Origin of the sequence: Syntrophus buswellii (genome assembly GCF_046097065.1) — a bacterium.
In the GTDB taxonomy this organism is placed as follows: Bacteria; Desulfobacterota; Syntrophia; order Syntrophales; family Syntrophaceae; genus Syntrophus; species Syntrophus buswellii.
The window spans coordinates 1190986-1217749 of record NZ_CP175563.1; the positions used below are offsets into that span (position 1 = coordinate 1190986).

Genomic DNA, 26764 nt, shown 5'->3' on the forward strand with positions numbered 1-26764 from the left:
GCTCTCCGTTTGCTGTCGTCCTGTAAAACGACATCCCCTTACCAGGTGTAGGGGAAATTAAAGGTCAGAAGGATCCAGAACCGGTTGCGATCGATGGTCCTGTAGCGATCCAGGGTTTTGTCGTAGTCGTTGGCATAGGTGTACCCGACATCCAGCCGGTAATCCTTGGTGAAGGTGTAATAGAGGCTCGGTGAAATCGAATAGTATCGGGAATCTTCCTCGGAGGCCTCATATTTCGTATCGTCCGATTTGGTGAACGACAGCGCACCGCTCACAGCCGCGCCGAATTTTTCGGTGATTTTTCTGCTGGCGTTGGCATAAAAGCGGTCGACGTTGATCGGTTCGCCCTCGCTCGTGAAATTCATATCTCTCGAATAGCCGACGGTGGCGGAGGCCGTTTCCCAGGATTTTGTCGCGGAGACGTTGGCTGTCCAGTTCCAGTTGGTGTCCGTTTCTTCCCGCAGGCGGTATCTCGACTTGTGGTATTGTGCGTCGGAGTACCGGGCTCCCGCCGAAGCGTTGATCGTCAGGGTTTCCCGGAAACGGTAGGAAACTCCCAGGGAGAGCCCGTAGTTATCCACGGTGCTGTTGTCCGAGTCGTAGTGGGTGTAGAGGGGGGAGAGCGACAGGATGTAGCGGCGGTCATAAAAGGCGCGGCTGTACGTCAGGCTCACGGAATCGCTGGTGGTGTCTTCATCGTCCTCAGAGGTGTAATCGGTCTGGGAGTGGGAGTAATTCAAGCCCAGGTCCGAAACCTCGCTCAAGGTGTAGGAGAGGCCCGCGCCGCCGGAATAGCGGTGCACGTCGGATTTTCTCGTGACCAGGCCGGTTTCCTCGAAATACGTATCCTTGGTGGTGTCCCGGCTGTAGCCGGCGTTGGCCCGGACGCTCAGCTTTTCCAGGAGCCGGTGCGAGAGGTTCAGCCCGTAATACTGGTTGGTGACATCTTCATCGCTGTAATCCGCATACCTCAGCACGTTCAGCTTTGCCGTGGCCCCCAGGTAGGTCCGCTCCGTTTTGTAGTCCAGCCGGAGTCCAGGACTGACCGTGAAGACGAAATCGTCCCGCTTCCGATCGTTGTGCTCGAAATCGATGTTGTCATCGTACTCGGTTCGAAGCCCGACCGACGGCGTGAGCGTGATTTCCGCCGCCTGGGACGACGGAAGAAAAAAAGGGCACAAGAGCAGCAACAGGGAAAAAACAACGTACGGCAGCCGCTTGTTTTCGTTCATGAAGTCCCTCCTTTCCGGGGAATTGTCATGGAAATTTTCATTCAATCAGGGGACCACGACCACATCGCCGCGCTTGAGGAAAATATTCTGCTGGAGATTTTCCCCTTTCTTGACTTCATTGTAATCGAAGGGGATTTTTATATCCTTGCCGTTTTCCTTCCGCAGGATGAGGATTCTGCCCCCGGCGGCAAAGGGGTTGAGGTCGCCGGCCATCGCCAGGATCTGCATGACATCGGTTTCCTGCGTGATGGGAAACTGGCCGGGCTTGTTGACCTTGCCCACAACGGAGGCCGTCATGCTGGGGGTTCGCAGCAGGATGACCGTGACGTTGGCGTCAGGGACATAGGCGGAGATTTTCTTCGTCACGATGTCGCGAAGTTCCGCAACGGTGAGATCGGAAACCTTCACCTCCTGGATGAGGGGGAAGGTAATGACGCCGTCGGGCGGGACGACGATCTCCCGGGTCAGGCTCTGATCCTTCCACACGGAAATCTCCAGCGCATCGCCGGCGCCGATTCGGTATGAGCTGCTCTGTGCGCTCTGTGCGAAGGCTTCCCCAAGCGTCACGGCAAGCAGGAGGCACAGAAGACAAAGGATGACGGGTGTTCCGATTCTTTTCATTTTTCCCTCCACAAAAATCGATCTATTGGGGTCGGCGGACTTCGCAGGATACCATAAGCGAACATCCGCAGATCATCCATCAGGAAAACCCTGATTTGTCCCCTCCAAAACCCTTATTTTTTGCTTTTCTCCCCGAGCGGGGCGTTTGCCCAGGCGCGGGAAGAGATTCCCGGCGCCTCTTTAAGGGGCCAGTTTTTTCAAGGCCTCCCTGGCTTCCCTGTCCCCGGGGAACGGCTCGCGGCTTGCCGCTGCAACGTTCAGGTACGAGCGGGCTTCGGCGGTGTTTCCCAGGGCGAGATAAACCATGCCCAGGTGGTAGCTGATCGCGGGATTCCGGAGCGTCTGCGCATCCAGCCCTGCCAGCAGCTCTCTGGCCTGGGCGTAGCGCCCCTGCCGGTATGCGATCCAGGCCGCCGTATCCGCGAAGTGATAATTCTTTCCGTAGGTTTTCATGAAGGGGGCCAGGAGCTTGTCCGCCCGGTTCAGGTTGGCCGGTGTCGGCGCGTACTCGGCCAGATGGAACGCCAGATTGTTGACGAGCAGGGGAGAGTTGGGGTAACGGGACACCATCTCTTCATGAATGACCCGGGCCTTGGAGATTTCTCCCCGGCCCTCCAGGATACGGGTGATGCCGATCGCCGCTCCGGCGTTGTGCGGGTAGAACCCGCGGATCTTTTCATAATAGGCCAGTGCCTGCTCCGGCCGCTTCCGGGATTCCTCCAGCAGGGCGAGCCCGAAGAGGGCGCTTTCGGACTTGGGTTGCAGGTTGAGAATGGTCTTGTAGGTGTCTTCAGCCAGTTTATCCTCCTTGTTCAGCGAGTGAACCCGGGCAAGCCTGAGGAGGACGGGAATCGAATTGGGCGACGACTTGAGGACGGAGCGGTATTCGGCGATGGCGGTGACGTAATCCTTTCTGTCCGCCAGGATGTCGCCTTTCATGACATGGGCTGCCTCATCCTGGGGGTTTTCCTTGATGACTTCCTCCACCAGCTTCTCGGCCCTTTCCTTGTTCCCTGAGGGATAAAGAATGCCGGCCAGCAGGAGTTTGGCCTTGAGGGCGGCGGGAGCGCTCCCCGCCTTGTCCAGGTACTGTTCGAGCAGGGCGATGGACTGTTTCGAGTTGTTGACCGTCAGGTAATACCGGGCCAGGATGTCATAGGGCGCCAGCTCCTTGGGAAAATCCTGGATGGCCTTCTGAAGGACGGCCACCATGGAATCGTACTGTTTCCCCGCCGCGTAGAACTGGGCGAGCTGGATCCGGGGGTTCAGCTTGTCGGGATGGCCCTTGACCAGGTCCAGCAGGATGGTTTCGGCCGCCGAGGGCCGCCCTGTCCGCTGATAGAAGCTCGCCAGGAGAAGCTTCGGGTCATCGGCTGCCGGATCGAGGGCTGCCAGCGCCTTGTATTCGTTCTCCGCTTCCGGCCAGGCCTTCTGCCTTTCCAGCATTGCAATGAGCATGAGCCGGGCTTTTTTGCTCTGCGGGTTCTGGGCAATGAGATTTTTCAGGATCGCCTGCGCATCGGCGCCAAGGTTCTGCCGGTTCTTCAGGCCCGCCAGCAGCAGGTAGGGCTCTTCTTTCTTCGGGTTGCGGGCGATCAGGGATTTCAGGATGGACTCGCCTTCTTCGGTCTTCGAATCCGCCAGGAGGCAGAGGACTTTGAGCATCAGGGCTTCTTCATGCTCCGGTATCTTTGCCAGGACAAGATCCGCCTTTTCATGCGCCTCGGCTTTCTTCCCCGCCGCGAACAGGAGGCTTCCCAGGGTGACCTGCGACTCCCAGAGCTGCGGGTTCAGCTCCACGGCGCGATTGAGAGAGGCGTAAGCCGGCTGAAAGCGCTTCAGCCGGAAATTGGAAAGGCCGATCATCTGGTGGGCCAGGGCAAAGCGGGGATCGATCTTGACGGCATTCTGATAATTGATGATCGCCTTGGCGTATTCCCCCTTTTTGTAAAGCTCCTCCCCGTTCTTGAAAAATTTGGCCTTCCGCTCTTCAGGACTGCCGCAGGCCGAAAGACAAACGCACAGGAACATCATCACGAGAACAGCTGTACCGATTCGTTTCGCCTTCATCATGGTCCTCTCTACATTGTCCTTTCCCATAATTTTTTTAAGAGCCGCCGAATCATCCTTCATTTATGAAAACATCATGAATTGCCCGGTGCTGATGAGACAAGCAATCTCTGAGCCGACATCTTTTAACAATTGCGGGATTATAACTTTTCCGGGAATTTTGTAAAGGGCATTTCTTGAAAGCGGTTTTTCTCACAGCCCCAGGTAGGCCTGGCGGACCGCTTCGTTGTGGAGAAGCGTGTCCGCCGTCCCCTCCATGAGGATCTCCCCGTTTTCCAGGACGTAGCCCCGGTGGGCCACCTGGAGGGCCATGTGGGCGTTCTGCTCCACGAGAAAGATGGTCGTCTCGTTTTCCGAGTTGATCTTGCGGATGATCTGGAAGATCAGGCGGACGACCAGGGGGGCGAGGCCCAGGGAGGGCTCGTCGAGGAGAAGGAGCTTGGGCCGGGCCATGAGCGCCCGGGAAATCGCCAGCATCTGCTGTTCGCCGCCGCTGAGGGTTCCGCCGGGCTGGTGGCGGCGTTCGGCGAGGATCGGGAAGAGGTCGAAGACGTAGTCCAGGTCGTTGCGGATCGCCAGCCTGTCCCGCCGCAGAAAGGCCCCCATGTCGAGATTTTCGGCGACGGTCAGCGACGGGAAGATGTGTCTCCCTTCCGGGACCTGGCAGATTCCCAGGGCCACGATGGCATCGGGCGCCCGTTCATGGATGGACTTTCCCTCGAAGAGGATCTCGCCCCTCCGGGGCGGAACCAGTCCGGAGATCGTCATGAGGGTCGTGCTTTTCCCGGCGCCGTTGGCTCCGATCAGGGTGATGATCTCTCCCGGGCGGACCGAAATGTCAATCCCTTTGAGGGCCTGGATGTTTCCGTACCAGGTTTCAACCTGCCTCAATTCGAGCATGTTCAGATGTCCTCTCCCAGGTAGGCCTTGATGACGACGGGATTTTCCCGGATTTCCCGCGGCGTGCCCTCGGCGATCTTCTGCCCGTAATCCAGGACGGTGACCCGGTCGCAGAGGCTCATGACCAGCTTCATGTCATGTTCGATCAGGAGGATGGAAATATGCTCCTCATCCCGGATCCGCCGGATCAGGCTTTCAAGCTCACGGGTCTCCTGGGGATTCATTCCGGCGGCCGGCTCGTCCAGGAGCAGAAGAAAGGGCTCCGTCGCCAGGGCCCGGGCAATCTCGAGGCGCCGCTGCGCCCCGTAGGGAAGGTTCTTGGCCGGCAGATTGACCACGTCGGCCAGTCCCATCTTTTCCAGGATGGCATAGCTGCGGCGGGCGATGTCCTTCTCCTCCCGGCGCGTTTTCGGTCCGCGGAGAACGGCTCCCAGGATGCCTGCGGAACTGCGGCAGTGGCGGCCCAGCATGACGTTTTCCAGGACCGTCATGTTCGAGAAGAGGCGGATGTTCTGGAAGGTGCGCGCCAGCCCCCTTTTCGTGACGTCATGGACCTTCAGCCCGGATATCCGCTCCTTCTTCCCGCCGGGCGGGGAAATGAAGATGTCTCCTCCCGTTGGCCGGTACAGCCCGGTGATGCAGTTGAAGAAGGTCGTCTTGCCGGCGCCGTTGGGGCCGATGAGGGCGACGATGTCTCCCTCCTTCACCTGAAGGGAAGCGCCGTTGAGCGCCCGCAGACCGCCGAAGTCCATGGTCAGTTTCTGGACGTCCAGGGCGGGGGAGGCTTCCGTTACGGTCACGGCTCATCCCTCCTGTATTGATAGGACCGCCGGATGGCGGGAACCATGCCCTGGGGGCGGAAGACCATCATCAGGACCATGGTGGCTCCGAAGAGGAGCATCCGGTAATCCTGGAAAACCCGCAGGTATTCCGGAAGAAGCATCAGCAGCAGGGCCCCGAGGATCACGCCGGGGATGGAGCCCATCCCCCCCAGCACGACGATGGACAGAATCATGGCCGATTCGAGGAAGGTGAAGCTCGCCGGGTTGATGAAGGTCGTCTTGGCGGCCAGGACCACCCCGGCCATGCCCGCCCAGGTGGCCCCCAGGGCGAAGGCGGTCAGCTTGGCCATGGTCTTGTCAACGCCCATGGCCTCGCAGGCCAGTTCATCCTCCCTCAGGGCGATCCAGGCGCGGCCGATGCGCGAATCCTGGAGGCGGTTGACTACAAGGATGGTGAGGAGGCACAGGGCGATCATGAGATAGTAGGTATAGGACGTAGCCTGCTGGAGGTTGAGTTCGACCCCTAACAGCCCCGGACGGGGGATGTTGGAAATGCCGCTGGGGCCGAAGGAGAAGTCGTTCCAGTTTTCAAGGACCAGGCGGATGATCTCGCCGAATCCCAGGGTGACGATGGCCAGGTAATCGCCGCGGAGCCGCAGGACGGGGAATCCCAGGAGAATTCCGAAGAGGGCGGCGAGCAGGGCGCCGATGGGCAGGGCCGCCCAGAAGCCCAGCCCGAAATGGACATTCAGGAGGGCGTAGGCATAGGCGCCCACGGCGGCGAAGGCGATGTAGCCCAGATTGAGGAGTCCCGCAAGCCCCACCACGATGTTCAGGCCCAGCCCGAGGACGATGTATAGCAGGGCCGTCGTCAGAATGCTGGTCTGATAACTGGGAAAAAGAAAGGGGAAGGCCAGGGCGAAGACTCCGCAGGCCGCCAGAAGAGGGTACCGGACCCGGCGATCGTCCAGGATCCTGCGGTACAGGGAACGCATCGGTGAGCCTCCCCCTTCGCCGGGCCCGCGGGCCGAGGCCTGGCGGGCCAGCAGGTACTGCCACAGAAGGGACAGCACGAAGCTGCCGATCCCCACGTAGAGCATGTTTTTCCAGCGCCATTCCACGAGATGTTCGATCGTGTTCACCCGGATGACGAGGAGAGGAAAGGTGAGAAACAGGAACCAGAGGGAGGTGAGAGCCGCTTTTTTCAGCATGGCTACACCTTTCCGGTAGGGGTCCGGCCCAGGAGCCCCGCCGGGCGGAAGATCAGGACGAGCACCAGCAGCAGAAAAGCGAAGACGTCCTCGTAATCGCTGGAAACGTAGCCGGTAGCGAAGCTCTCCGTCCAGCCCAGGAGCAGGCCGCCGAGGACGGCGCCCGGAATGCTCCCTATGCCGCCGAGCACGGCTGCCGTGAAGGCCTTGATACCGGCGAGAAATCCGATGTAGAAGTTGATCCGGCCGGTGTGGGAGGCGATGAGCACTCCTCCCAGGGCGGCCAGGGCGGAACCCAGGATGAAGGTGTTTGAAATCACCCGGTTGACGTTGACGCCGGTGAGCATGGCCATGGTGCGGTCCTGGGCGGTGGCGCGCATCGCCTTGCCCATGCGGGTGAACTTGATCAGGACGGTTAGAAGAACCATGACAACGGCCGTGGTGGCGATGATGAAGAGCTCCGTCGAGCCGATGACGGCGGCGTAGGGGGCCAGGAAATCGAACTGCGGCAGCAGATTGGGGAAGGGGAGGAAATCGGAGGTCTGGGCGAGGAGCACGTAATTCTGAAGAAAGATGGACATCCCGATGGCGCTGATCAAGGGGGAAAGGCGCGGCGCCTGGCGCAGGGGTTTGTAGGCGATCTTCTCCACGGTAAAGCCGTAGGCGGAGGCATACACCACGGCGAAAACCGCCGCAAGGATCAGAACGGACACCCCCGAGAAGCCGCTCAGGGTCAGGACGCTTGCGACGATCAGGGCGGTGAAGGCCCCAATCATGTAAATCTCGCCGTGGGCGAAATTGATCAGTTCGATGATGCCGTACACCATGGTGTAGCCGAGGGCGATGAGGGCATAGATGCTGCCCCGTGTCAATCCCCCGACGAAAAGCTCCAGAAAATACTCCATCCCGTCTTACTCAACCTCGGTGTAGACACCCTTTTTCACCTGGTACATGGCAAAGCCCACTCCGACGGCCTCGCCCTTTTCGTCAAAATGGATCTTTCCAAGGGGGGTTTCCACTTCCTGGGAGCGCAGGGCCTGCCGGACCTTTTCATAATCCGTGGATCCGGCCTTTTCGATGGCGTTGAGAAGCGCCTGTGTTGCGGCATAGGCGTTCAGGAAGAAGGCGCCGGGTTCGGATCCATAGGCCTTCTTGTGGGCCTCATTGGCGGCTATGGCGATGGGGTTGGAGGATGTGTCTCTGGGACCTGTGGCATAGACGCCTTCCGCGTAGGGGCCGGCAACCTTGATGAAGGTGGTGTCCTTGACGCCGTCATCGGAGAGGAAGGCGGTTTTCATGCCCTTCTTGCGCATCTGCATGACGATGGAGGAAGCCTCGGGATGATAGCCGCCGTAAATGACGGCATCGGCGTTGGCCCCCCTGATCTTCTGGACGACCGCCGAATAGTCCACGGCGCCCGGCGTCACCCCTTCAAAGAGGACGACCTCGGCCGCTCCGGACGCTTCAACGAACTTTTTGGCGAATTCAGCCAGGCCCTTCCCATAATCGCCCTTGTCATGGAGAACGGCGATCCTGCGGGCGTTGAGGCGGTTGAGGGCGAAATCCACCTGCATCTTCGCCTGGGCGTCATCGGGGGCGATGGTCCGGAAGAAATTGGGGTACCGGCCGCTCTGGGTCAGCTCGGGATTCGTCGCCGACGGGGTGATCGCGACGATCCCGGCATCCTTGTAGATCCCTATGGCCGCTTTCGTCGCGCCGCTGCAGATATGGCCGATGACGGCATGGACCTTGGCCGAGACGAGCTTGGCCGCGGTGTTGGCGGCCATTTCCGGCTTGCAGGCATCGTCTTCAACAAGAAGTTTGACCTGCCGCCCCAGAATGCCCCCCTTGGCGTTGATGTCCTTGACCACCAGTTCCGCCGCCTTGACCGTGGGCAGTCCGTAAGAGGCCAGATCGCCGCTGTGAGCCCCGGCGACGCCGATCCGGATGTCGTTTGCCGCAGCGGCTTCCTTTTTCTCTCCGCCGGCGGGCGATTTCCCCTCCTCCCCGGCGCAGCCGGCAAGGGATGCGAGGAGCAGCAGGATCAAGAATCCTGAAAAGATCAGGCTCGAAGAAGAACGATGTAAAAAACGCTTCATGGCAACCTCCTGAAGGGCGCTTGTAAATTTGTTATCCCGCGCAAATGACAGGGTAATCCGAAATTTAAAACCCAGCATTACTACTGAAAAAGTCGGAGGGAGTCAAGGCGAAATCAAGCCTTCAGGAGCCGGTGTCCCGGTGCTTCCTGCGAAAAACGATCCGGATGGGGACTTCTGTAAACCCGAAAGACTCCCGCAGGGAATTGATCAGGAATCGCTCATAGGAAAAATGGATTTCCGCGGGCTTGGCGACAAAGAAGGCGAAGGTGGGCGGTTTGACGGCCACCTGGGTGACGTAGTTGAAGGGGTGCCCCTTTTTCGCGTACTGGGGCGGCGGATTGCGGGTGACAATCTCCGTCATCTTCCGGTTCAGCTCCCCCGTGCCGATCCTGGCCGTGTACTGCCGGTACACCTCCTCCACCTGGGAAAAAATCCGCATGACACGCTGGCCGCTCAGGGCGGAGACGAAGATGATGGGGGCGAAATCCATGAATTTCAGCCGGTCGTGGATGTCCTCGACGTAGCGGCCCACCGTGCTGTTGTCCTTGGCGATCTTATCCCATTTGTTCACCACGACAATGACCGCCCGGCCCTTTTCGAAGGCGAGCCCCGCAATCTTGGTGTCCTGGTCCGTGATTCCCTCCTCCGCGTCGATGAGCAGCAGGGCGATTTCGCAGCGGTCCAGGGTCTTCAGGGCCTGGACGACGCTGTACTTTTCGAGCTGAAGGCTGATGCGGCTCTTCTTCCGGATGCCGGCCGTGTCGACGAGCAGATAGTTCCGGCCGCTGAAGGTAAAGGGGGTATCGATGGCGTCCCGGGTCGTTCCCGGTGTGGGGTTGGCGATGGTCCGCTCATAACCGAGAATCTTATTCAGCAGGGACGATTTGCCCACGTTGGGTTTCCCGATCAGGGCGATCCGGATCCGCTCCCCCGCTTTTTCCTCTTCGCCTTCTTCGGGAGGCTTTCTTGCCGGAGGAAGATATTCCGCCAGGTCATCCATCAGTTCGTCGATGCCCAGGCCATGCTGTGCGGAGATGTCATGGATCCGGGGCGCTCCGAGGCGGTAGAATTCGGGCAGGAAGCCTTCATGGCGGGGGCCGTCAACCTTGTTGACGGCGTAAAAGACGGTTTTCCCCGCTTCCCGCAGCATCGCCGAAATTTCGATGTCGGCGGGGGTCAGGCCGTCCCGCCCATCCATGAGAAAGATCACGAGGTCGGCCTCTTCAATGGCCAGATGGGTCTGTTCGCGCATCTGGATGAGGATGGTCTCCGTGGAAGCGGGTTCGAAGCCTCCCGTGTCGATCAGGGTATACCGGCGTCCGTACCAGCTGCAGTCCGCGTAGTTCCGGTCCCGCGTGGCTCCCGGCACATCGATGACGATGGCCTTGCTTTTATGGGACAGCCGGTTGAACAGCGTGGATTTGCCCACGTTGGGCCTTCCGACGATGGCGACAATGGTGTTTCTTTCCAAAACCTACCCCTTATTGATATGGTGAAGACTGTTCTTCCCGGCCGGTGTGACATGGAGAAGAGGAGCTTCCGGAAGAATGGGCCGTGCAGGAAGATAAAAGCGAAAAATCGGATGATTCCCTTCATTTCCGCACATGGAATTGAGGGGATATTTGGCACATCTTGCCGGACAGTTCAAGGGAAAAGAGGGCAACAGGAAAATACGGGCTTCCCGGGCAGCCCGGTCCGCCGTCAGGGAAAAAAGGGTTTCTTGAATTCTCAGGGGCGACGTCTGTTTCCTGCCTGGACAATCGTCCAGCAAATCAGGCAAATCAGGAGGGCGGTGAGGATCAGGCTGAAGCACAGCAGCGTGCACTGCTCCATGGTCATGAACTGGCGGGAGGGGATCAGGTACCAGCCGTCGCGGTACAGGTCCGTAAAGTATTTCTGCATGGGGCTTAAAACGGCGCCTTCGGGAATGATCGGATAGCTGACGCCGCAGTCTTCCGTGGGTAGAAAGGTGGCGGGAAACCACGAGTGCAAGGGCAGGTGAAAGGGAAACGCCGGCTCCGCACTGCAGCCCTGGACACCGAAAAGATTGCCGCTGCGGTACGCCTCGCCGATCCGGATCAGCGTCAGAGAGTAGTCGATCCCCTTAGTCGCGCCATAGACCGCCGCGCCGTAACCGGCAAGCTTCAGCACGAGAACCCTGGGATTGACGGCGCCGACAGCGCCGCCGACGGCGATACAGGCCATGGCGAAGCGGATGTAGACGCACTGTTCGCACGGCCTCAGGTAGAGCCACCTCTGGAAGACGAGAAACGAGGTGAGGGCAAGGCCGATGCCGATGATCGCCATCAGGACCCATAAAATCCGGCGGTCCTGCAAGGCGGCTATTTTTTCGATCCAATTCATCATGCCTTCTCATGAAACCGGAAGATGGCCCCGGCGGAGGGCTATTTTGCCATCAGTTCCCTGATCTTGGCCGCCATGTCGTCCAGCGACCGGAGGTTTTTCATGGAGAGCAGGTATTTTCCCTTTACGACAAAGGCCGGAATTCCCTGGATCCTGGCGATTTCATACGCACCATCCCAGTCTTTGAGGCGGGCCTGGGTGGCCGGCTCCCGAAGAAGCTTCTGAAATTCCCCGCCGGAAATCCCGGCGGCGTCCAGGCCTGTTTTCAGAAAGCTCTCCGGTCCCCTGTCCCATCGCTCCCTGCTGTCGTGATAGGCTCTGTAGTAGGCGAACTTGGCCTTTTTGAAGGAAGCCCGGTCGTCGAAAAGGCCTAAGCCGGCCTTCTCGTCCCTGGTCATGAGCGATGCGAAGAGTTCGCTTGCCTGGGAGCCGTATCGGCCCCGGGTTTTGAGATGCCAGGGGACAAACCGGATGCCGTCTCTGGCCAGGACCTTTGCCAGGCTGGGGATGACCATCTGGTCGTGCTTGTAGCAGAAGGTGCAGTCGTAGCTGAAGACTTCGATCACGGCCCGGTCCATGCCGGCAACGGGCTTCGCCAGGGTCACATAGTCAACGCCCTCTCGAACGGCCGCGTGCAGCGCCGGCGCCGCAAAGGAAAACGCCAGAAGAAGAGACATGGCCGTGATGAGCGCCAAAAGCCTTTTTCTTCCCGTCAACGTTGTCATAAGCTTTCCTTCCCCCTTGTGTTTGTTCTCGGAAATAAATGCAATTCCAAAACCGCCTTTTTGCCCGAGGCGGCTTTTTTTTCACCGGATTCCCCATGGAAAAAAACAGGGGCCGGACCCTGCTCATTCGCTGTAGCCGAATTCACGGAGCCTTTTGGCGTCCTTCGTCCAGTCCTTTCTCACCCGCACGAAGAGCTCCAGGAAAATCCGGGCCGCAAAGAACTTCTCCATGTCCACCCGGGCTCTTGAACCGATTTCCTTCAGCATGGAGCCTTTCTTTCCGATGAGGATCCCCTTCTGCGATTCCTTTTCCACGTTGATCGTGGCCGAGATGCGGATGAGATTTTTTGCCTCGTCCTCCTTGAAGGAATCGACGACGACGGCCGCGGAATAGGGGATTTCCTTATGGGTCAACAGCAGAATCTTTTCCCGGATCATTTCCGCGGCGACGAATCGCTCGCTGGAGTCCGTCATCATCTCCTCCGGGAAATACCGGGGGCCCTCCGGCAGGTATTTCCAGAGCTCATCGAGAAGCAGGGGAATGCCCTCGCCGGTCAGCGCGGATACCGGGATCATTTCAGCGAAGGGATGCCGGTGGCGGAAGGCCTCCATCTGCGGCAGAAGCTGCTCCCTGCGGATCAGGTCGATCTTGTTCAGGACCAGGAACTTGGGGGTGGCGTTCCCCTGCAGGGATTCGAGGATGAGCCGATCGTCGGGGCCGATCTCCTGCCCCGCTTCCACGACGAGCAGAAGAACATCGGAATCGGCGAAGGTGTCCGTCGCTGCGCGGACCATGGCCCGGTTCAGCGGCGTTCGGGGCGAGTGGATTCCCGGCGTATCCACAAAGACAAACTGGGCGTCTTCCCGGTTGAAGATGCCCAGGATCCGGTTCCGGGTGGTCTGGGGTTTGGAGGTGATGATGGCCAGCTTTTCGCCCAGGATGCCGTTGAGCAGCGTTGATTTTCCCACATTGGGCCTGCCGATGATTCCGATAAAGCCGGATTTGAACATGACGGAAAATTCCCCCTTGCATTTGTTTTTCCATACCATGGAAAAATCGGCCCTGCAACCGGAACGACGTCCTAACAGATCAGGAGGGCTGAAACAGGAGGATATTTTATGGGGGAATGAAGAGCATTGATCAAAAGACAAGAAAAAAGGCAGGACCATTTCTGACCCTGCCTTTCGATATAAACTTATCGTGTGTTTCGTTAGTTTCTAAACCGTCTAAAGGCTCCAGCCAAGCCGATCAAACCAAAACCAAGAAGCATCATCGTGGTGGGTTCGGGAACCGGATTGGGGGCGCCTGGTTCATAGGTCAGGGTGAAATCGGCATAGTCAATAACTGCAGCCCAAGAAGTTGCAGTGTTCTCTACCGCGAGAAGAAGATTAAATCCCGTCGTTCCAGAAAGCGCTGCTAATGCAACGGAATCAAGAGCAAAGGTGGTCGTCGACCAGCCGCCAAGTGAAGCAGTGGTGCCATTGGCGACAGCAGTTTCCCAGGTAGTAATATTTCCGCCATCACTGCCGGTTAAGAGGCCAGCATTAACAATGTTCCCATTTCCAAAGTCAAAATAAACCGTCATGATATCACTCGGATCGATATCCCATACCCTAGCCGTCATACTTCCAGAAATCGCCGTCGTAATCTGGTAAGGCAGGTTGTATGTCCAGGAAATGAGCCCTTTGCTGTTCGTTGCAGCACCCGATACCTCACTTCCAGCCTTGAAAACATACCAGTCCATGTTTGTCGTGTCATCATAGGCACTGCGAGTTGCGCCCCAATCTTTATCGCCTGCCGTTACCGTGGATGTTATGGGGACCGCCATGACGACACCGCATAACATAAGACTCGCAACCATTACAATCATAAGTGCAATTAACTTTTTCATTACGTTCTCCTTTCTATTTTTCGTAGTATTTTATAAATCTTCCTGCAATAAGCACTTATCAACATAAACGAAAGCCACGTCCTCGCAGCTCCATAACCAGTTAAAATATTTTCTCACTTCCAACAATTCCATTTAAGCATCATTTCATTATACGCATGAGCATTAATTGTGCCTTGCACGTAAGATCTTGATTTATATGTGGAATGTGTAATTTATAAAATTTATTTAAATGAAAGTTGTAAACATTTCCGACGAACATATTTGATGCCAGATGAAAAATTTTGATTTAATGTTTCATAATCGCTATGATTTATTATTAATTCAGGAATTGTAAAAGATTAAAACAATTTTATGCGGATTGTTCTGGCTCTTTCAGATAATAATCGGAGGCGGCTTGAATATTCTCTGTTTATTCCTTGGAGAAACCATCTTCTTTTTCAATCTATCGGGTCAGGGCATGCAGCCTTTTGATGATCCAGGCTTTGCAGGCAAGAATCCATTCCCCTTGTGCCTTTGCAAAACCGCGCATCGAAAAAGTTCGAAATCCCACGACTGACTTGATGATGCCGAAAATCGGATCCGAGGTTGTATTGCGTAATCCAGAGACGGCTTTTCCTGCCGATGTCCGGAGCCGGTGTTTCATCCTTAAGTACCGGCATCGTCATTGTCCGGCAGCAGCGGCGGCTCCTGGAATCGGCTCCATAAGGGTTCATTGTCGTCCTCTCGATCGACGGCAATGTAAGGTGTGAATCCTTGCCTCTCACAGGCACCGACTTTCGTCTTGCTGAAATATCCGCTGTCGGCATCACCGGGTTGTATGGTTGCGAGCTGAGACCGGCATAGGAGTCTCTTCAAGAACGAAGGTTGAGTGGTAAAAACAATTTCAACCACAAAGCGGGCAAGGTGACCTTCAGGCAACCAGTCTTCAATTGAGGCGGAAGCAGGAAAGGCGTCTTTCGCCCATATCTTGCTCCTCCTTTGGGGAATTATAGAACAGCTTAATCCCTTATGCTGTCCAGTTTTTCCTGACCAGCTCTTGACGAAAGGGCGTAAAGGGATGTAGAAGGAGCTTTTTATTGCGCCTGAACAGGACATGACAGGCTCTTGTGGGAGGTTTTACAAGCAGTGAAAAACAGGGGAATCTATACGGGGCTGCTTCTTGTTGCGGTCCTTCTGATCGGGATCTGCGCCTGTGAGCAGCAGGAGAGGGGGCAGGCCGTGGACAGGGCGGCCATCCGCGTCTGCTTCAGCCCTAGCGGCGGCTGCACCGAGGCGATCGTTCAGGAGCTGAACCGGGCGACCTCGGAAATCAAGGTGCAGGCCTATTCCTTTACGTCGCGCCCGATCGCCAGGGCGCTGCTCGATGCCCGGAAACGGGGCGTAAAGATCGACGTCATCCTGGACAAATCCAATGCCGAAACGACCAAATACGGGACGGCGAATTTTATGACCAACCGGGGAATCCCGACGTTCATCGACGATCAGCACGCCATTGCGCACAATAAGGTCATGGTGATCGATCAGCAGACGGTTATTACCGGCAGCTTCAATTTTACCAGGGCCGCCGAGGAGAAAAATGCGGAAAATCTGCTCATTATCCGGGACGGGGCGATCGCCGGGCTGTATCTGAAAAACTGGGAGGCGCACAGGGCCCACTCCCACGCCTACCAGAAGCCGTCCGAACCGTCATGACAGAGTGGTAAGGAGGCCTGTCCGATGGAGAACGACGGTTCGGCCGTCGCTCCGGAGCGTCAGCCAGCCTCTGGGATAATCGGGGCTTCCGGCGATCCGGATTCCTTGCAGTCCGAACCGCTCGGTGAGAAACGCGAGGTTTTCGTTTTTCTTGCCCCGGAAATCCGAGAGATCCCGCTGGGAGAGAAGAAACGCCACGGTCCGGCCCTCGGCCGCGACGGCGGAAAGCTGGAGCGAGGCCATATCCCGGAAGATTCCGGCATTGGCGAGAGACCGCAGCGCCGGGGAAAAAGGGCCGGCGACGACATTGCCCGGGATCTCCATTTCCGGAGTCGTCTGCAGGCCGATCCGGATGACCGCGATGCCCGCCTTTTCCAGTCGGAGCAGGGCATAGCGGGACTGCCGGACGGCTTCGGAGAGGGAAAGGGGCGAATAGCGCCCTTCATTATACAGGGTCTCGAGGGCCGTGTCCTTGAAGACCAGAGTCGGATGGAGCCGGACCGTGTCCGGTTGGAGGATGCAGGTTCGGTCGATGGTGGTGGCGAAGGACTGCCGGCTGTCGCCCGGAAGGCCGGCCATCAGGTGTATTCCGATCTCGAATCCTTTCCGGCGCAGGCGTTTCACGGCGGAGAGCACATCTTCCACGGTGTGGCCCCTCCGGGATCGGCGAAGGACGTCCTCAACGAGAGACTGGGCGCCGATTTCCACGGTCTTTACGCCATGACGGCGCAGGAGATCGAGGTTATCCTCGTCAATCTCGTCGGGCCTCGTGGAAATCCGGAGGCTGTCGACCCGGCCTTCCCGCAGAAAGGGCTGGACCATCCTCAGCAGGCGGGTCTGTTCCTCTGCCGCCATTCCGGTGAAGGTCCCTCCGTAGAAGGCGATCTGAACCGGCCGGCGGTCCGGTTTTGAGCGGCCGGAGGAAAGCGCCATGATCTTTTGCAGAGTCTCTTCGGAGAGGGCTCCCGGCGCCACGCCCGTCGCGATCCTTTCGTTGCAGTAGATGCAGCGTTGGCGACATCCCTGGTAGGGCAGAAAGATCGGAATGATCCGGGGGGCGGCCATGAAGCTCAGCCTTGCTCATCGGAATTCTGCATCAGGGCATCCAGGGCGGCATGGGCGGCGTTCTGTTCCGCCTCCTTTTTGCTTTTCCCCCTGCCCGTTGTTTCCAGGATCCCGGAAAGGGAAAGGCGGCTCTCGAAGATTTTGTCATGGTCCGGGCCATATTCCCCGATGAGCGCATAGCTGGGAATGTCCTTGAACCGGTTCTGGCTGTACTCCTGGAGGGCCGTCTTGTAGTCCCGGTAGGTCAGGTTGCGGCTTCCTTCTACGATCAGGAGGCTGAAAAGTCCGCGGACCACTTCGCAGGCCCGGTCAAAGCCCCCATCCAGGTAAACGGCGGCGATGACGGCTTCAAGGGTATCGGCCAGGATGGAGGTTTTGGAGCGGCCGCCGGAGCTTTCCTCCCCTTTGCCCAGGAGGAGGTAGCGACCGATCTCGAGTTTCCTGGCGAGATCGGCCAGGGGCTGCTCGTTGACGACGGAGGCCCGCAGTTTGGACAGCTGACCCTCCGAATAGTCCGGGAAGGTTTTCATCAGCAGATCGGTGATGCACAGTTCGAGAACGGCATCCCCCAGAAATTCCATCCGTTCGTTGTCGCCGAAGGAGCATGCCGGATTCTCGTTGACATAGGAGCGGTGGACGAGGGCATGATCCAGCAGGGAAAGGTCGGCGAAGGGGTGGGAAAGAGCCGTTCCCAGGTTCTTCAGGGCTTGATGGCGCTCTTCGGTCATGGCGGAAGGACCCTCCCCAGGATTCTTGTGCCCTCGAAGCCTTCAAGCCGGACCGTGACCAGGGAGTTGACCTGGGAGGCCCTGCTGTTGATCAGGTGGACCGGAAGATAGTTGCCGGAAAACCCCTTTCTCAGGCCGCTGATGCGGTCAATCCGCTCCTCTACGAGAACCTGGAGGGTGCGCCCCTGGAAACGCCGGGCAAAGGCTTCCCGCTTCCGTGCTCCAAGGTCGCGCAGCATTTCCGCGCGCCTTTTCTTCTCGTCCGGGGGGACCTGATCGGGCATATCCGCAGCGGGGGTCCCCGGACGGGGCGAATAGGGGAAGACATGGAGATAGGCCACGGGCAGGGATTCGATCAGCTCCAGGGTGTTTTCGAAGGACGCCCGATCCTCTCCGGGAAAGCCGGCGATGACGTCGATGCCGATGGCCAGATCGGGGATCGCCCCTTCGAGATCCACCAGCAGGGCTTTATAGAAGGCGGCGGAATACTGGCGTCCCATCCCGGAGAGGATGGCGTCGTCGCCGCTCTGGAGCGGGATGTGGAGATGGGGGCAGATCAGGGTGGATTCCCGCAGCAGCGAAATGAGGTCATCCGAAATTTCGGTGGGCTCAATGGAACTCAGGCGGAGGCGCTCCACCGGCCTTTCCCCTACGATCCGCTTCAGAAGGTCGACAAGGGAGGTTTCCGGCGAGAGATCCTGCCCGTAAGCCCCGAGGTGAATTCCAGTCAGGACGGCCTCCCGGTATCCCGCCCGGCCGAGGAGATTCAGCTGCTCCAGGACCCCGTCCTGCGAGAGGCTCCGGCTTCTTCCCCTGGCGGATGGAATGATGCAGTAGCGGCACCAGGCGTTGCAGCCGTCCTGGATCTTCAGGAAGGCCCGGGTGTGATCCTGAAAGCGGCTCACAGGCAGGGAAGCAAAGGGCCGGACCGGAGAAATGTCCCCGACACGGATTTCCCGGCCGTTTTTTTCCAGGCTGCCGAGCAGATCGGGGATCCGATCCTTCTCTCCATGACCTGCAATCAGGGAAACGCCGGGGATTTCGGCAATTTCACCCGGCGCGGTCTGGGCGTAGCATCCGGTGACCACGATGAGGGCCTCGGGATTTTTCCGGATCGCCTGCCGGATGATCTGCCGGGACTGGTAGTTGGTCCGGGCCGTTACGGTGCAGGTGTTGATGATGTAGCAATCCGCTGTTTCCGAAAAGGGGACGAGGGCATGGCCTGAACGCGCCAGGGCCTCCCCGATTCCCGCCGATTCGTACTGGTTCACTTTGCAGCCCAGTGTGGCGATTGCGACCCTGGACAACGGGCGTTCCGATTTCAATTCCTGCTCCTTTCCGGATTCGATCCGGATGGACTCTTATCATCCTGAAAGAGTTTGTCAAGACGAAAGGAGAGCTGGATTTTATTACAAAAGCGCGGTAATCACAATGCGAGGATCAAGGAGAACTTTTAAGATGAAGCGATTCTGCTTTTGGAGATGGCCATGGATTCCCTGTTAGCTTACCTTTCGTCCCATCATACCGCCTTGATGCTGATTCTTGCCGCGGCGGTTCTGATCTGCTACTTCATCTTCAATCGGCTGATCAAGCTCGCCCTGTTCTGCGTCCTTATCGTTCTGGCCATCGCAGGATATCACTACCTGAAGGAGCCGGGCCGGTCTTCGAAGGACGTGGGGGAATTCTGGCAGAAGACCAGGGTGAAGGCGGAAAAAATCGTGGAGACCGGCAAAAAAACGTACGAAACGGGAAAGGTTGTCTACGAGAAGGGGAGGAAGTTTACCGAGGGCATGGATTCCCTGACGGGAAAGGAGAAAGAGAAACAGCCGAGCAGGTAAATGAGAACGTCTCAAGCCGCGGCGGGCATTCGTCGGGGGGGGGGACGTTCCGGTCCCCGGTCAGAACCCCAGGTTGATCTCCATCGCCCTCGCCGGGCAGGCGGTCACACAGAGGCCGCAGCCGTTGCAGACTTCCGGATCGAAGGAGACCTTCATGGTGACCGGGTCCATGGACAGGGCGCCGGTGGGGCAGAAGGAGGTGCAGGCGCCGCAGTGCACGCATTTTTCCGTGTTGTGACTGACACTCTTGGACAGGGGTTCGACCCGCAGGCCCTTTTCCTGGAGAAAGCGGACCCCCGCATCAAAGTTGTCCTTTTCACCGCTCAGCTCCAGGACGATGACGCCTTCCCGCCGGGGGAAGATCCTGGCCTTGAGGATGTTGAAGATCAGATCATACTTTTTGACCAGCTGGTAGATGATCGGCTGTTCGACAATGCCGGCGGAATAGTGGACAATGACCTTTTTGGAATACATGCTTTCAAGCCTCTTTCCGAATGTGATACAAGGCCTTTCTTATCGACTACTTTCTTCGGCTTGTCAAGAAATGCATGGCCTTACGGCATGTAAAATTTGAGATTGATAAGGCCGGTTTCGACTGAGGCACATCAATCTACGTGAATGTTAATCACCGAGTTTTCCTTCCGCTCTCGATCTGTTCCACAATTTTTTTCACCAGGCGATAGTAACGATTCGATACAACACTCGATGACAAATTGTTTGCCAACGCTGCAGCCGGTGTGTTTATTCGGGGAGAGAATTGGTAAACCTCCATAAAATCAAATAATCCTGTATCTATCACTTTGAGACTATCTTGAAATTCGGCTTCTGTCTCACCTGGAAAACCCACAATGATCTGGGATCGAATCTGTAGAGAGGGACATGCCTTCTTAAGCGCATCATAGGCGGCACAACAGGATTCGACTGTATAATTTCTATTCATCAGTTTTAGAATTCTGTTGTTACCGGATTGAATCGCCGAAGTCATATGTACAATTCTGCCTGTTTTAAAAATGGAAACCAAGTCTGGCAACTTGAACGTCAAGAACTGCGGATGGACATTTCTAAGCCGAATACGAAAGTCTCCGGGGATGGAAAGAATTTCATTCAAGAGATCCACAAACGTGGCGTTACGATCAACACCATAGCTGCCCGAATCCGTTGCTAGAAGCGCAATATCTGAGTAGCCATCCATCAAGCCCTTTCTTACCTCCTGTAAAATGTTTTCTATCGGCTTGCTGTGAATAGGCCCTCGTGATAGTCTCACGGCGCAGTAGGAGCAACGATGTACGCAACCTGTAGCGATTTTGATGAAATAATGGCGGGGATTGGAGATATCTCTTTCACGCCCATACCTGGAATATCGTTTATTAAGCAAAAGATGATACAACGTAAAATATGGATCAATTAGCTTATTGAATCGATTAATACTTTTGATACTGATATTTTCATAGGTGGTGATTGGAAGCAAATAATTAGCACAAGGATAATTCCTTGATTGATCGGCATTTATCAATTTTGAAAAAGATTTAATATCATCCGATCCGAACGTAATATCCTCATAGATCCCTTCAAGAGCTGCGGGGTTAATTCTTGGAAGGCAGCCGCAGACAATAAGACGACAACTTTTCTTCTTTTTCTTTCTTATATCTTTGATGATTTCTAGAGATGTCATTTCGTTGGCATCCGTCAGGCCGCAAGCGTTGAAAAGGATTAAATCGGCATTGGAGACATCTGAAGAAACATCCCGACCTTGACTGCGCCACAATTCCAGCATACTGGCAGCGTCAAGCCGATTTTCAGGGCACCCGTTTGTTAAAAACACTGCACTTCTGGTAGATTGATCTTTGTCGTTCATAATCACTTTTATCAGAATGAGTTTTAAATATGGGAGAGTTATGTCCTGATTAGGGCAGGAAAATCTGGCCGGATCAACAAACGGCGGAACAATGCCCAATCATGAAGTGCATTAGCATATTTTAAGCCACCAAACGTAGTCGAACCATAATAGAGTCATTTAAATTGGATTTTGAAAGCCGCATCTGTCCATACGTGACCGGTCACCAAAGACGCTCCATGGACGGTGTCATCGCGGGCTTTACCATGACCATCCTTATTGATACGTGCCATCCTGTTTGATGTTGATCAGGGAATCCCAGGCCATGGAAGAGAAGGTCTCATGGAGGGAATGGTCGTCAACAACCCGGTTATAACTCAGGTTGAGAAAAACCTGTTCGGCGATCTCCCGCACCGGTTCCGGGGGGACGACGTCGTCCCCGCTGCCGTGAAAGAGGGCCGTCGGGACACAGAGGCGCCGGTTCAGGTAAGGGGCAAATCCGGGAAGACTCAGGGCCGGCGCCAGCAGGACGAGCTTACGAACCCGCTCCTCCTGTTCGCAGGCGAAGATCGTGGCCATCAGCCCGCCGTAACTCGATCCCACCAGGATCAGGTCCGCTTTTCCTTCCAGCCGCTTCCTCAGGGTCTCCATTCGTTCCTCCAGGGACCCGAAATAATCTTCAATGATCATGTCGGGATAACGTTCCCGGAAATAGCGGCCTTTGTCACCCTGGCTGCTGCTTTCCAGGCCGTGGATAAAAACGCGCGTCATGACGGATTTTCCTTTCCACCTCAGAGTTCGAAGGGCACTCCGCGCTCCAGGGCGATAGCCTTCAGGCTGTCGAATACAGGTTCTTCCAGAGGGACGCCCGATGATTTGTGTTTTTCGTAGAGTTCGTATTCCTTCTCTCCGTGGATATAGATCCGCTCCTGGCCTTCGGCCTTTTCCGATTCCTTGAGGCGGTCGATGAGGTCGTCCATTTTTTCCTGAAAAACGTCCAGTTCCACGAAATTCTCGATGTTCAGGGCCATGAAGAAGTGAGCGACCCGGGCAGGCTGACCTTTGCCGCCGGGACCTTTGACGTCGACCATGTCGGCATAGGCACCCCCTGAAAGGACGCCGCAGAGAATGTCCACCAGAAGGGCGATTCCGTACCCCTTGTGGCCTCCGTAAAGCTCCCCTTCGCCGCCGAGGGGAAGAATGCCCCCGCCCAGGCGGGCGACCATATTCTTCAAAACCTCCGTGGCATCCGTCGTCGTCAGGCCTCTGGAGTCCACGGCCCATCCCGCGGGCATGTCCCTGTCCATCCGGTCGTAGACCTCCAGCTTTCCGCGGGGCACCACCGAGGTGGCCATGTCCAGGAAAAAGGGCCGGTTGCGCTTCGTCGGTGCGGTGAGGCTGATGGGATTCGTGCCGATGATCATCTTCCTCCCGAAGGTCGGCACGACCAGGGGCGCCGTATTGGTCATGGAGATTCCCAGGAGGCCTGCTTCCAGCATCATCTGCGTATAGTAGCCCGCGATGCCGTAGTGATTTGAATTGCGCACCGCGACAATGCCGACGCCGGTTTTTTTGGCTTTTTCAATCGCCATCCCGGTTGAGAAATGCCCTGTGATCTGCCCCAGGCCCGCCCGGCCGTCGACCGTGGCGGTGGACGGGGCTTCGCGCACCACCCAGGGCTCGCTGTGGGGCAGGATGGTGCCGTTGGTCATGCCGTCCACATAACGGCGAAGGCGCGCCACGCCATGGGATGAAACGCCTCGCAGATCGGCGAGGACGAGGTTGTCGGCGCAGATGAGGGCATTCTCCCGGCTGATTCCGAAGCTGGAGAACACATCCTGAACGAATTGCAGCAAGTCCGAATCGTTGACATATCGGGTCATTGGGGAATCCTCTTCATTTTTTTTCGGCTTCTGTCCGTCTCCCCGGTTTCCTGCTGGATCTCGCGGATTACCGGCCGGGGGCCGGAAACGAAGAAGCGGTCTTCAGGAAAATTGCCCGTCAAACTACCTGAGATTTCGGATATTATCAAGTGGATTCAGGCACCCCGGAGAAGTCGAACCTTCAACGCTTCACGCCTTGACAGAAACGGGATAATGTGATTTCATCCTTGTCCATTCATAGCGCATAAGGGGAGGCCGTAACTTCGGCCTGAGAGTTCCGCAGGTGCAGAGCGGAAGACCCTCACAACCTGATCCGGGTAATGCCGGCGGAGGGAGTGCAAGAGAACATGGAGCCCTTATGCCTCGATTTTCAAGCATAAGGGCTTTTTTATTCGAGGCTGAACATGAACGGAAGAAACACGCGCGATCTGACGGATCGCCATCTCTATCTTGTCCTCACCGAGGAGTACGGAACCGGCAGGCCCCTGATGTCCGTTGCCGAAGAGGCGATAGCCGGGGGGGTCGATATCCTCCAGATGCGGGAGAAATCCAGGCCGCGATCCGATCTTCTCCAACTGGGAAGCGGACTAGCCGCGCTCTGCCGGAAGAGCGGGGTGACCTTCATCGTCAACGACGATCCCTTCCTTGCCGCTGAACTGGACGCCGACGGGGTCCACCTGGGGCAGGAGGATCTTCAGACGTATTCCGTGGACACGGCGCGGAAAATCATCGGAAAGGATCGGATTCTCGGCCTTTCCACCCATTCCCTTGAGCAGTTCCGCCGGGCCTGTGAACTGGACGCCGATTATCTCGCCTTCGGCCCCATCTTTCCCACCCGGACCAAGGACTATTCCATCGGGACGGGGGACGTGGCGGAAGTCCTGCGCATCGCTTCGACACCCGTGGTCTTGATCGGGGGCGTCAATACGTCCAACCTGGATCTCCTGCTGTCGGAAGGGGCCTCTTCCGTCGCTCTGATCCGCGACATCATGCAGGCGGAGGATGTCGCGTCCCGGACGCGGTGGTACAAGGATCGCCTGAAAAAGGGCGCAGGGAGGGGGCGCGTGAAGGTGAGAGTCAACGGTCGGGAGGAGAGCCTTCCGGATGGGAACGTGACGCTGCAGGAGCTGGTGGAGACCCGGGGGTTGGTTCCGGAGCGGGTTGTGGTCGAGCTGAACCTCGAAGTCATCCCCCGCGAACACTGGCCGACGGTCTCCCTGCAGGCGGAGGATTCGGTGGAACTGGTCAGCTTTGTCGGAGGGGGATAGGAATGGAAGATCTGCTGGAGATCGGAGGAAAGAAGATCGCCTGCCGCCTTTTCCTGGGGACGGGCAAATACGCCGGCAACGCGCAGATGCGCGAGGCCCTGCTGGCCGCGCAGGCCGATGTGGTCACCGTCGCCCTGCGAAGGGTGGAGAGCGGTGCGATGGCGGAGAGCATCCTTGATTATATTCCGCCGTCCTGCACCGTCATGATCAACACCTCCGGCGCCCGGAATGCCGCCGAAGCGGTTCGCATCGCCCGGCTGGCCAGGGCCTCCGGGGCGGGAGACTGGATCAAGATCGAGGTCATCGCCGACAGCAGGTATCTCCTTCCCGACAATCTGGAAACCCTGAAAGCGACGGAAACTCTCGTCAAGGAAGGCTTTATCACCTTTCCCTACATGAGCCCGGACCTCTCCATGGCCCGGCGGATGGCCGACTGCGGCGCGGCGGCCGTGATGCCCCTGGGCTCGCCCATCGGCACGAACCGGGGGGTGAGGACCCGGGAACTGGTGGAAATTCTGATCCGGGAGATTTCGGTGCCGATTATCGTCGATGCGGGGCTGGGGAAGCCCTCCGACGCATGCCAGTGCATGGAGATGGGATGCGCCGCCGTGATGGTCAATACCGCCGTTGCCGTTGCCCCGGATCCCGTGGAATTCGCCAGGGCCTTCAGCCTGGCGGTGAAGGCGGGCAGACTGGCCTACCGGACCGGGATGCCCGGAAGCGCCGCCGAGGCCAGGGCCTCTTCACCCCTGACGGGTTTTTTGAGGGATCATGACTGAGTTTCTGTCAAAAAGCTTTTACGATACCTACCTTGCTTGCCGGGAACGGGACTGGGGCGAAGCCCTTGCCGCCGCTTCCGGGGCGGATGTCGAACAGGCCCTTCGGCGGGTGCATCTTTCCTTTTCCGATTTTCTCGCCCTCCTTTCCCCGGCCGCCGAAGCCCACCTGGAGTCGATGGCGCAGAAGGCCCGGGCGCTGACGCTGAGGTATTTCGGACGGACGATCCAGCTGTACGCGCCCATCTACGTGTCGGATTACTGCGAAAACTCCTGCCTCTACTGCAGCTTCAGTTCGAGAAACCGGCGCAAACGGAAAAAACTGAGCCTGGAGGAGATCGATCGCGAGGCGGCCTTTATTGCCGGCACGGGGTTGCAGCACATTCTTCTGCTGACGGGGGAATCGAAGAAGGAAAGCCCTGTGGGTTATCTCCGGGATTGCGTGAATGTTCTCAGAAGGCATTTTTCTTCGGTGGCCATCGAGGTTTACCCCCTGTCGGAGGAAGACTATGCCGGCCTGGTGGCGGAGGGCGTCGACGGCTTGACCCTTTACCAGGAAACCTATGACGAAAGTCTGTACCGGGTTCTCCACCCCGCTGGGCCGAAGCGGAATTTCCGCTATCGCCTGGAGGCGCCGGAGCGGGGCGCCGCGGCCCGGATGAGGCAGGTCAATATCGGGGCTCTTCTCGGACTGGCGGATTGGCGAAGGGAGATCCTGATGGTCGGGCTCCACGCCCGTTACCTCCAGGACCGGTTCCCCGAGGTCGAGATCGGGGCCTCCGTGCCAAGGCTGAGGCCCTTTGCCGGCGCCTTTCAGGGCTCGTGCGAAGTCGGCGACCGGAACATCGTTCAGGCGATTCTGGCCCTGCGGCTCTTTCTGCCCCGGCTGGGCATCGCCCTTTCCACCCGGGAGGACTCCTGTTTCCGCGATTCCCTGATTCCCCTGGGCATTACCCGGATGTCGGCCGGCTCCTGCACCAGCGTCGGCGGCTACACCGTTCCGGACGAGGCGGAAGACGCCTTTGCGCAGTTCGAGATTGCCGATTCACGGAGCATTCCGGAGATGATGGCCCGGCTTCGCGAAAAGGGCTACGATCCGGTGTTAAAGGACTGGATTTTTGGATTATGACGATTATCGAAGCGTTTCACGAGCATCTCATCGGGAAGATCGGCCGGGAAAAATTCGACCGGCTCCGGACGATCCGGGTCGGCATCGCCGGGGCCGGCGGCCTGGGGTCGAACTGTGCCGCCCACCTCGTGCGGGTCGGATTCCGCAGCCTGAAGCTGGTTGATTTCGACGTGGTCGAGGCGGGAAACCTGGACCGCCAGTTTTACTTCGCCGACCAGGTGGGGATGCGGAAGGTCGAGGCCCTCCGCCAGAACCTCCTTCGGATCGCCTCCGACCTGGAACTGGAGATCGAGGACCGGAAAATCGAGAAAGATTCGGTAGGCGCCCTGTTCTCCGATTGCGCCGTGGTGGCGGAGTGCCTGGACCGCCCCGAAGACAAAAGCCTCCTCGTTTCCGAACTGCTCATGCTGAAGAAATTCGTGGTGGCGGTTTCCGGGCTTGGCGGCTACGGATCAAGCGATGCCATCCGGCTGCATCCCGTCCGGGAGAACTTCGTCCTCATCGGGGATCTGCAATCCGATATCGCCTTCCGGCCCGCGATTTCCCCGAGGGTTTCCATTGCCGCCGCCAAGCAGGCCGACGTGATCCTGGAGCACGTGCTGTCCGGGGATTGAAGGGACAGGGCTTTGCCGGCCCCCGCATCCGCTAATCCGTT

27 protein-coding genes and 1 riboswitch are annotated in these 26764 nt (G+C 57.7%); of the genes, 6 read left to right on the forward strand and 21 right to left on the reverse strand.

The annotated features are described in order from the left end of the window. Window positions 1–38: 38 nt before the first annotated feature. The 14 genes from ACJ77P_RS05365 to ACJ77P_RS05430 form a co-directional block, all read right to left on the reverse strand. Entirely contained in the window at window positions 39–1232 is a 1194-nt protein-coding gene (locus tag ACJ77P_RS05365; RefSeq protein WP_408999201.1) for an outer membrane beta-barrel protein, read from the reverse strand. Between the two features lie 45 nt (window positions 1233–1277). Continuing rightward, on the reverse strand, window positions 1278–1853 hold the full coding sequence (locus tag ACJ77P_RS05370; protein WP_408999202.1) for a polysaccharide biosynthesis/export family protein: 576 nt from the start codon (window positions 1851–1853) through the stop codon (window positions 1278–1280). A 180-nt stretch (window positions 1854–2033) separates the two neighbouring features. Beyond that, window positions 2034–3986 (reverse strand): tetratricopeptide repeat protein, encoded by a 1953-nt coding sequence (locus ACJ77P_RS05375; protein WP_367360777.1) that lies wholly within the window; start codon window positions 3984–3986, stop codon window positions 2034–2036. Window positions 3987–4115: 129 nt separating this feature from the next. Beyond that, complete coding sequence (locus ACJ77P_RS05380) at window positions 4116–4823, reverse strand: ABC transporter ATP-binding protein (RefSeq protein WP_408999203.1); 708 nt, start codon at window positions 4821–4823, stop codon at window positions 4116–4118. Window positions 4824–4825: 2 nt separating this feature from the next. Then, the gene (locus tag ACJ77P_RS05385) at window positions 4826–5575 is read right to left on the reverse strand and encodes an ABC transporter ATP-binding protein (RefSeq protein WP_408999397.1); all 750 of its coding nucleotides are present in this window, start codon (window positions 5573–5575) and stop codon (window positions 4826–4828) included. Between the two features lie 44 nt (window positions 5576–5619). Further along, entirely contained in the window at window positions 5620–6816 is a 1197-nt protein-coding gene (locus ACJ77P_RS05390) for an ABC transporter permease subunit (protein WP_408999204.1), read from the reverse strand. 2 nt (window positions 6817–6818) lie between these two features. After that, a complete protein-coding gene (locus tag ACJ77P_RS05395; protein WP_408999205.1) occupies window positions 6819–7721 on the reverse strand; it encodes a branched-chain amino acid ABC transporter permease in 903 nt (300 codons plus the stop codon). A 6-nt stretch (window positions 7722–7727) separates the two neighbouring features. Then, entirely contained in the window at window positions 7728–8915 is a 1188-nt protein-coding gene (locus ACJ77P_RS05400; protein WP_408999206.1) for a branched-chain amino acid ABC transporter substrate-binding protein, read from the reverse strand. Window positions 8916–9036: 121 nt separating this feature from the next. After that, complete coding sequence (der, locus tag ACJ77P_RS05405; RefSeq protein ID WP_367360782.1) at window positions 9037–10386, reverse strand: ribosome biogenesis GTPase Der; 1350 nt, start codon at window positions 10384–10386, stop codon at window positions 9037–9039. A gap of 257 nt (window positions 10387–10643) precedes the next feature. Next, complete coding sequence (gene dsbI, locus ACJ77P_RS05410) at window positions 10644–11282, reverse strand: protein-disulfide oxidoreductase DsbI (protein ID WP_367360783.1); 639 nt, start codon at window positions 11280–11282, stop codon at window positions 10644–10646. 38 nt (window positions 11283–11320) lie between these two features. Continuing rightward, the gene (locus tag ACJ77P_RS05415) at window positions 11321–12004 is read right to left on the reverse strand and encodes a thiol:disulfide interchange protein DsbA/DsbL (RefSeq protein ID WP_408999207.1); all 684 of its coding nucleotides are present in this window, start codon (window positions 12002–12004) and stop codon (window positions 11321–11323) included. A 123-nt stretch (window positions 12005–12127) separates the two neighbouring features. After that, window positions 12128–13015, reverse strand: coding sequence for a GTPase Era (gene era / locus ACJ77P_RS05420; protein ID WP_408999208.1), 888 nt, complete (start codon window positions 13013–13015; stop codon window positions 12128–12130). Between the two features lie 200 nt (window positions 13016–13215). Continuing rightward, window positions 13216–13896 (reverse strand): PEP-CTERM sorting domain-containing protein, encoded by a 681-nt coding sequence (locus tag ACJ77P_RS05425; protein ID WP_367360786.1) that lies wholly within the window; start codon window positions 13894–13896, stop codon window positions 13216–13218. Window positions 13897–14338: 442 nt separating this feature from the next. After that, window positions 14339–14539 carry a transposase gene (locus ACJ77P_RS05430; RefSeq protein ID WP_408999209.1) on the reverse strand — a complete coding sequence of 67 codons (201 nt, stop codon included), beginning with the start codon at window positions 14537–14539 and terminating at the stop codon, window positions 14339–14341. Window positions 14540–15021: 482 nt separating this feature from the next. On the opposite strand from ACJ77P_RS05430, the gene ACJ77P_RS05435 reads away from it, so the two are divergent. Then, window positions 15022–15588 carry a phospholipase D family protein gene (locus tag ACJ77P_RS05435; protein WP_408999210.1) on the forward strand — a complete coding sequence of 189 codons (567 nt, stop codon included), beginning with the start codon at window positions 15022–15024 and terminating at the stop codon, window positions 15586–15588. On the opposite strand, the gene ACJ77P_RS05440 is transcribed toward ACJ77P_RS05435, so the two are convergent. The 3 genes from ACJ77P_RS05440 to mtaB are packed head-to-tail and all read right to left on the reverse strand — an operon-like array spanning window position 15583 to window position 18706. Further along, entirely contained in the window at window positions 15583–16653 is a 1071-nt protein-coding gene (locus ACJ77P_RS05440) for an elongator complex protein 3 (protein ID WP_408999211.1), read from the reverse strand. The genes ACJ77P_RS05435 and ACJ77P_RS05440 overlap by 6 nt on opposite strands. A gap of 5 nt (window positions 16654–16658) precedes the next feature. Further along, window positions 16659–17381 carry a ribonuclease III gene (gene rnc, locus ACJ77P_RS05445; RefSeq protein ID WP_408999212.1) on the reverse strand — a complete coding sequence of 241 codons (723 nt, stop codon included), beginning with the start codon at window positions 17379–17381 and terminating at the stop codon, window positions 16659–16661. Next, window positions 17378–18706, reverse strand: a complete 1329-nt coding sequence (mtaB, locus tag ACJ77P_RS05450) for a tRNA (N(6)-L-threonylcarbamoyladenosine(37)-C(2))-methylthiotransferase MtaB (protein ID WP_408999213.1) — start codon at window positions 18704–18706, stop codon at window positions 17378–17380. Before mtaB ends, rnc begins: the two co-directional genes overlap by 4 nt. A gap of 162 nt (window positions 18707–18868) precedes the next feature. Here mtaB and ACJ77P_RS05455 point away from each other — a divergent pair, with 162 nt between their 5' ends. Then, on the forward strand, window positions 18869–19219 hold the full coding sequence (locus ACJ77P_RS05455) for a hypothetical protein (protein WP_367360792.1): 351 nt from the start codon (window positions 18869–18871) through the stop codon (window positions 19217–19219). 60 nt (window positions 19220–19279) lie between these two features. Here ACJ77P_RS05455 and ACJ77P_RS05460 read toward each other — a convergent pair whose 3' ends face one another. The 4 genes from ACJ77P_RS05460 to ACJ77P_RS05475 all read right to left on the reverse strand — a co-directional run bounded on the left by ACJ77P_RS05460 (window position 19280) and on the right by ACJ77P_RS05475 (window position 22936). Next, window positions 19280–19693 carry a 4Fe-4S binding protein gene (locus ACJ77P_RS05460; protein ID WP_367360793.1) on the reverse strand — a complete coding sequence of 138 codons (414 nt, stop codon included), beginning with the start codon at window positions 19691–19693 and terminating at the stop codon, window positions 19280–19282. A 151-nt stretch (window positions 19694–19844) separates the two neighbouring features. After that, on the reverse strand, window positions 19845–21074 hold the full coding sequence (locus tag ACJ77P_RS05465) for a MiaB/RimO family radical SAM methylthiotransferase (RefSeq protein WP_408999214.1): 1230 nt from the start codon (window positions 21072–21074) through the stop codon (window positions 19845–19847). 255 nt (window positions 21075–21329) lie between these two features. Then, window positions 21330–21824, reverse strand: coding sequence for an alpha/beta hydrolase (locus tag ACJ77P_RS05470; protein WP_408999215.1), 495 nt, complete (start codon window positions 21822–21824; stop codon window positions 21330–21332). 20 nt (window positions 21825–21844) lie between these two features. Beyond that, entirely contained in the window at window positions 21845–22936 is a 1092-nt protein-coding gene (locus ACJ77P_RS05475; RefSeq protein WP_408999216.1) for an Ldh family oxidoreductase, read from the reverse strand. A 237-nt stretch (window positions 22937–23173) separates the two neighbouring features. Then, a riboswitch (TPP riboswitch) is annotated at window positions 23174–23287 on the forward strand. Window positions 23288–23340: 53 nt separating this feature from the next. Here ACJ77P_RS05475 and thiE point away from each other — a divergent pair. From thiE to thiF, 4 genes are read left to right on the forward strand one after another with little or no spacing between them, the layout of a single operon-like run. Next, window positions 23341–24204, forward strand: coding sequence for a thiamine phosphate synthase (thiE, locus tag ACJ77P_RS05480; RefSeq protein WP_408999217.1), 864 nt, complete (start codon window positions 23341–23343; stop codon window positions 24202–24204). Between the two features lie 2 nt (window positions 24205–24206). After that, complete coding sequence (locus ACJ77P_RS05485; RefSeq protein WP_367360799.1) at window positions 24207–24983, forward strand: thiazole synthase; 777 nt, start codon at window positions 24207–24209, stop codon at window positions 24981–24983. After that, window positions 24976–26109, forward strand: a complete 1134-nt coding sequence (gene thiH, locus ACJ77P_RS05490; RefSeq protein WP_408999218.1) for a 2-iminoacetate synthase ThiH — start codon at window positions 24976–24978, stop codon at window positions 26107–26109. Before ACJ77P_RS05485 ends, thiH begins: the two co-directional genes overlap by 8 nt. Further along, a complete protein-coding gene (gene thiF / locus ACJ77P_RS05495; protein ID WP_367360801.1) occupies window positions 26106–26723 on the forward strand; it encodes a sulfur carrier protein ThiS adenylyltransferase ThiF in 618 nt (205 codons plus the stop codon). Before thiH ends, thiF begins: the two co-directional genes overlap by 4 nt. The last annotated feature ends 41 nt before the right edge of the window (window positions 26724–26764 follow it).

Excerpts from the sequence above, each read along its gene's own strand:
- ACJ77P_RS05365 (WP_408999201.1), bottom strand. The coding sequence starts at position 1,232 with ATGAACGAAAACAAGCGGCTGCCGTACGTTGTTTTTTCCCTGTTGCTG.
- ACJ77P_RS05370 (WP_408999202.1), bottom strand. The coding sequence starts at position 1,853 with ATGAAAAGAATCGGAACACCCGTCATCCTTTGTCTTCTGTGCCTCCTG.
- ACJ77P_RS05470 (WP_408999215.1), bottom strand. The coding sequence starts at position 21,824 with ATGACGCGCGTTTTTATCCACGGCCTGGAAAGCAGCAGCCAGGGTGAC.
- rnc (WP_408999212.1), bottom strand. The coding sequence starts at position 17,381 with ATGACCGAAGAGCGCCATCAAGCCCTGAAGAACCTGGGAACGGCTCTT.
- ACJ77P_RS05375 (WP_367360777.1), bottom strand. The coding sequence starts at position 3,986 with ATGAAGGATGATTCGGCGGCTCTTAAAAAAATTATGGGAAAGGACAAT.
- ACJ77P_RS05400 (WP_408999206.1), bottom strand. The coding sequence starts at position 8,915 with ATGAAGCGTTTTTTACATCGTTCTTCTTCGAGCCTGATCTTTTCAGGA.
- ACJ77P_RS05430 (WP_408999209.1), bottom strand. The coding sequence starts at position 14,539 with ATGAAACACCGGCTCCGGACATCGGCAGGAAAAGCCGTCTCTGGATTA.
- ACJ77P_RS05440 (WP_408999211.1), bottom strand. The coding sequence starts at position 16,653 with ATGGCCGCCCCCCGGATCATTCCGATCTTTCTGCCCTACCAGGGATGT.
- ACJ77P_RS05475 (WP_408999216.1), bottom strand. The coding sequence starts at position 22,936 with ATGACCCGATATGTCAACGATTCGGACTTGCTGCAATTCGTTCAGGAT.
- ACJ77P_RS05465 (WP_408999214.1), bottom strand. The coding sequence starts at position 21,074 with ATGAACGACAAAGATCAATCTACCAGAAGTGCAGTGTTTTTAACAAAC.
- ACJ77P_RS05455 (WP_367360792.1), top strand. The coding sequence starts at position 18,869 with ATGGATTCCCTGTTAGCTTACCTTTCGTCCCATCATACCGCCTTGATG.
- ACJ77P_RS05380 (WP_408999203.1), bottom strand. The coding sequence starts at position 4,823 with ATGCTCGAATTGAGGCAGGTTGAAACCTGGTACGGAAACATCCAGGCC.
- ACJ77P_RS05385 (WP_408999397.1), bottom strand. The coding sequence starts at position 5,575 with ATGGACTTCGGCGGTCTGCGGGCGCTCAACGGCGCTTCCCTTCAGGTG.
- thiE (WP_408999217.1), top strand. The coding sequence starts at position 23,341 with ATGAACGGAAGAAACACGCGCGATCTGACGGATCGCCATCTCTATCTT.
- era (WP_408999208.1), bottom strand. The coding sequence starts at position 13,015 with ATGTTCAAATCCGGCTTTATCGGAATCATCGGCAGGCCCAATGTGGGA.
- dsbI (WP_367360783.1), bottom strand. The coding sequence starts at position 11,282 with ATGATGAATTGGATCGAAAAAATAGCCGCCTTGCAGGACCGCCGGATT.
- ACJ77P_RS05485 (WP_367360799.1), top strand. The coding sequence starts at position 24,207 with ATGGAAGATCTGCTGGAGATCGGAGGAAAGAAGATCGCCTGCCGCCTT.
- thiH (WP_408999218.1), top strand. The coding sequence starts at position 24,976 with ATGACTGAGTTTCTGTCAAAAAGCTTTTACGATACCTACCTTGCTTGC.
- ACJ77P_RS05460 (WP_367360793.1), bottom strand. The coding sequence starts at position 19,693 with ATGTATTCCAAAAAGGTCATTGTCCACTATTCCGCCGGCATTGTCGAA.
- ACJ77P_RS05390 (WP_408999204.1), bottom strand. The coding sequence starts at position 6,816 with ATGCTGAAAAAAGCGGCTCTCACCTCCCTCTGGTTCCTGTTTCTCACC.
- ACJ77P_RS05425 (WP_367360786.1), bottom strand. The coding sequence starts at position 13,896 with ATGAAAAAGTTAATTGCACTTATGATTGTAATGGTTGCGAGTCTTATG.
- thiF (WP_367360801.1), top strand. The coding sequence starts at position 26,106 with ATGACGATTATCGAAGCGTTTCACGAGCATCTCATCGGGAAGATCGGC.
- ACJ77P_RS05415 (WP_408999207.1), bottom strand. The coding sequence starts at position 12,004 with ATGACAACGTTGACGGGAAGAAAAAGGCTTTTGGCGCTCATCACGGCC.
- ACJ77P_RS05395 (WP_408999205.1), bottom strand. The coding sequence starts at position 7,721 with ATGGAGTATTTTCTGGAGCTTTTCGTCGGGGGATTGACACGGGGCAGC.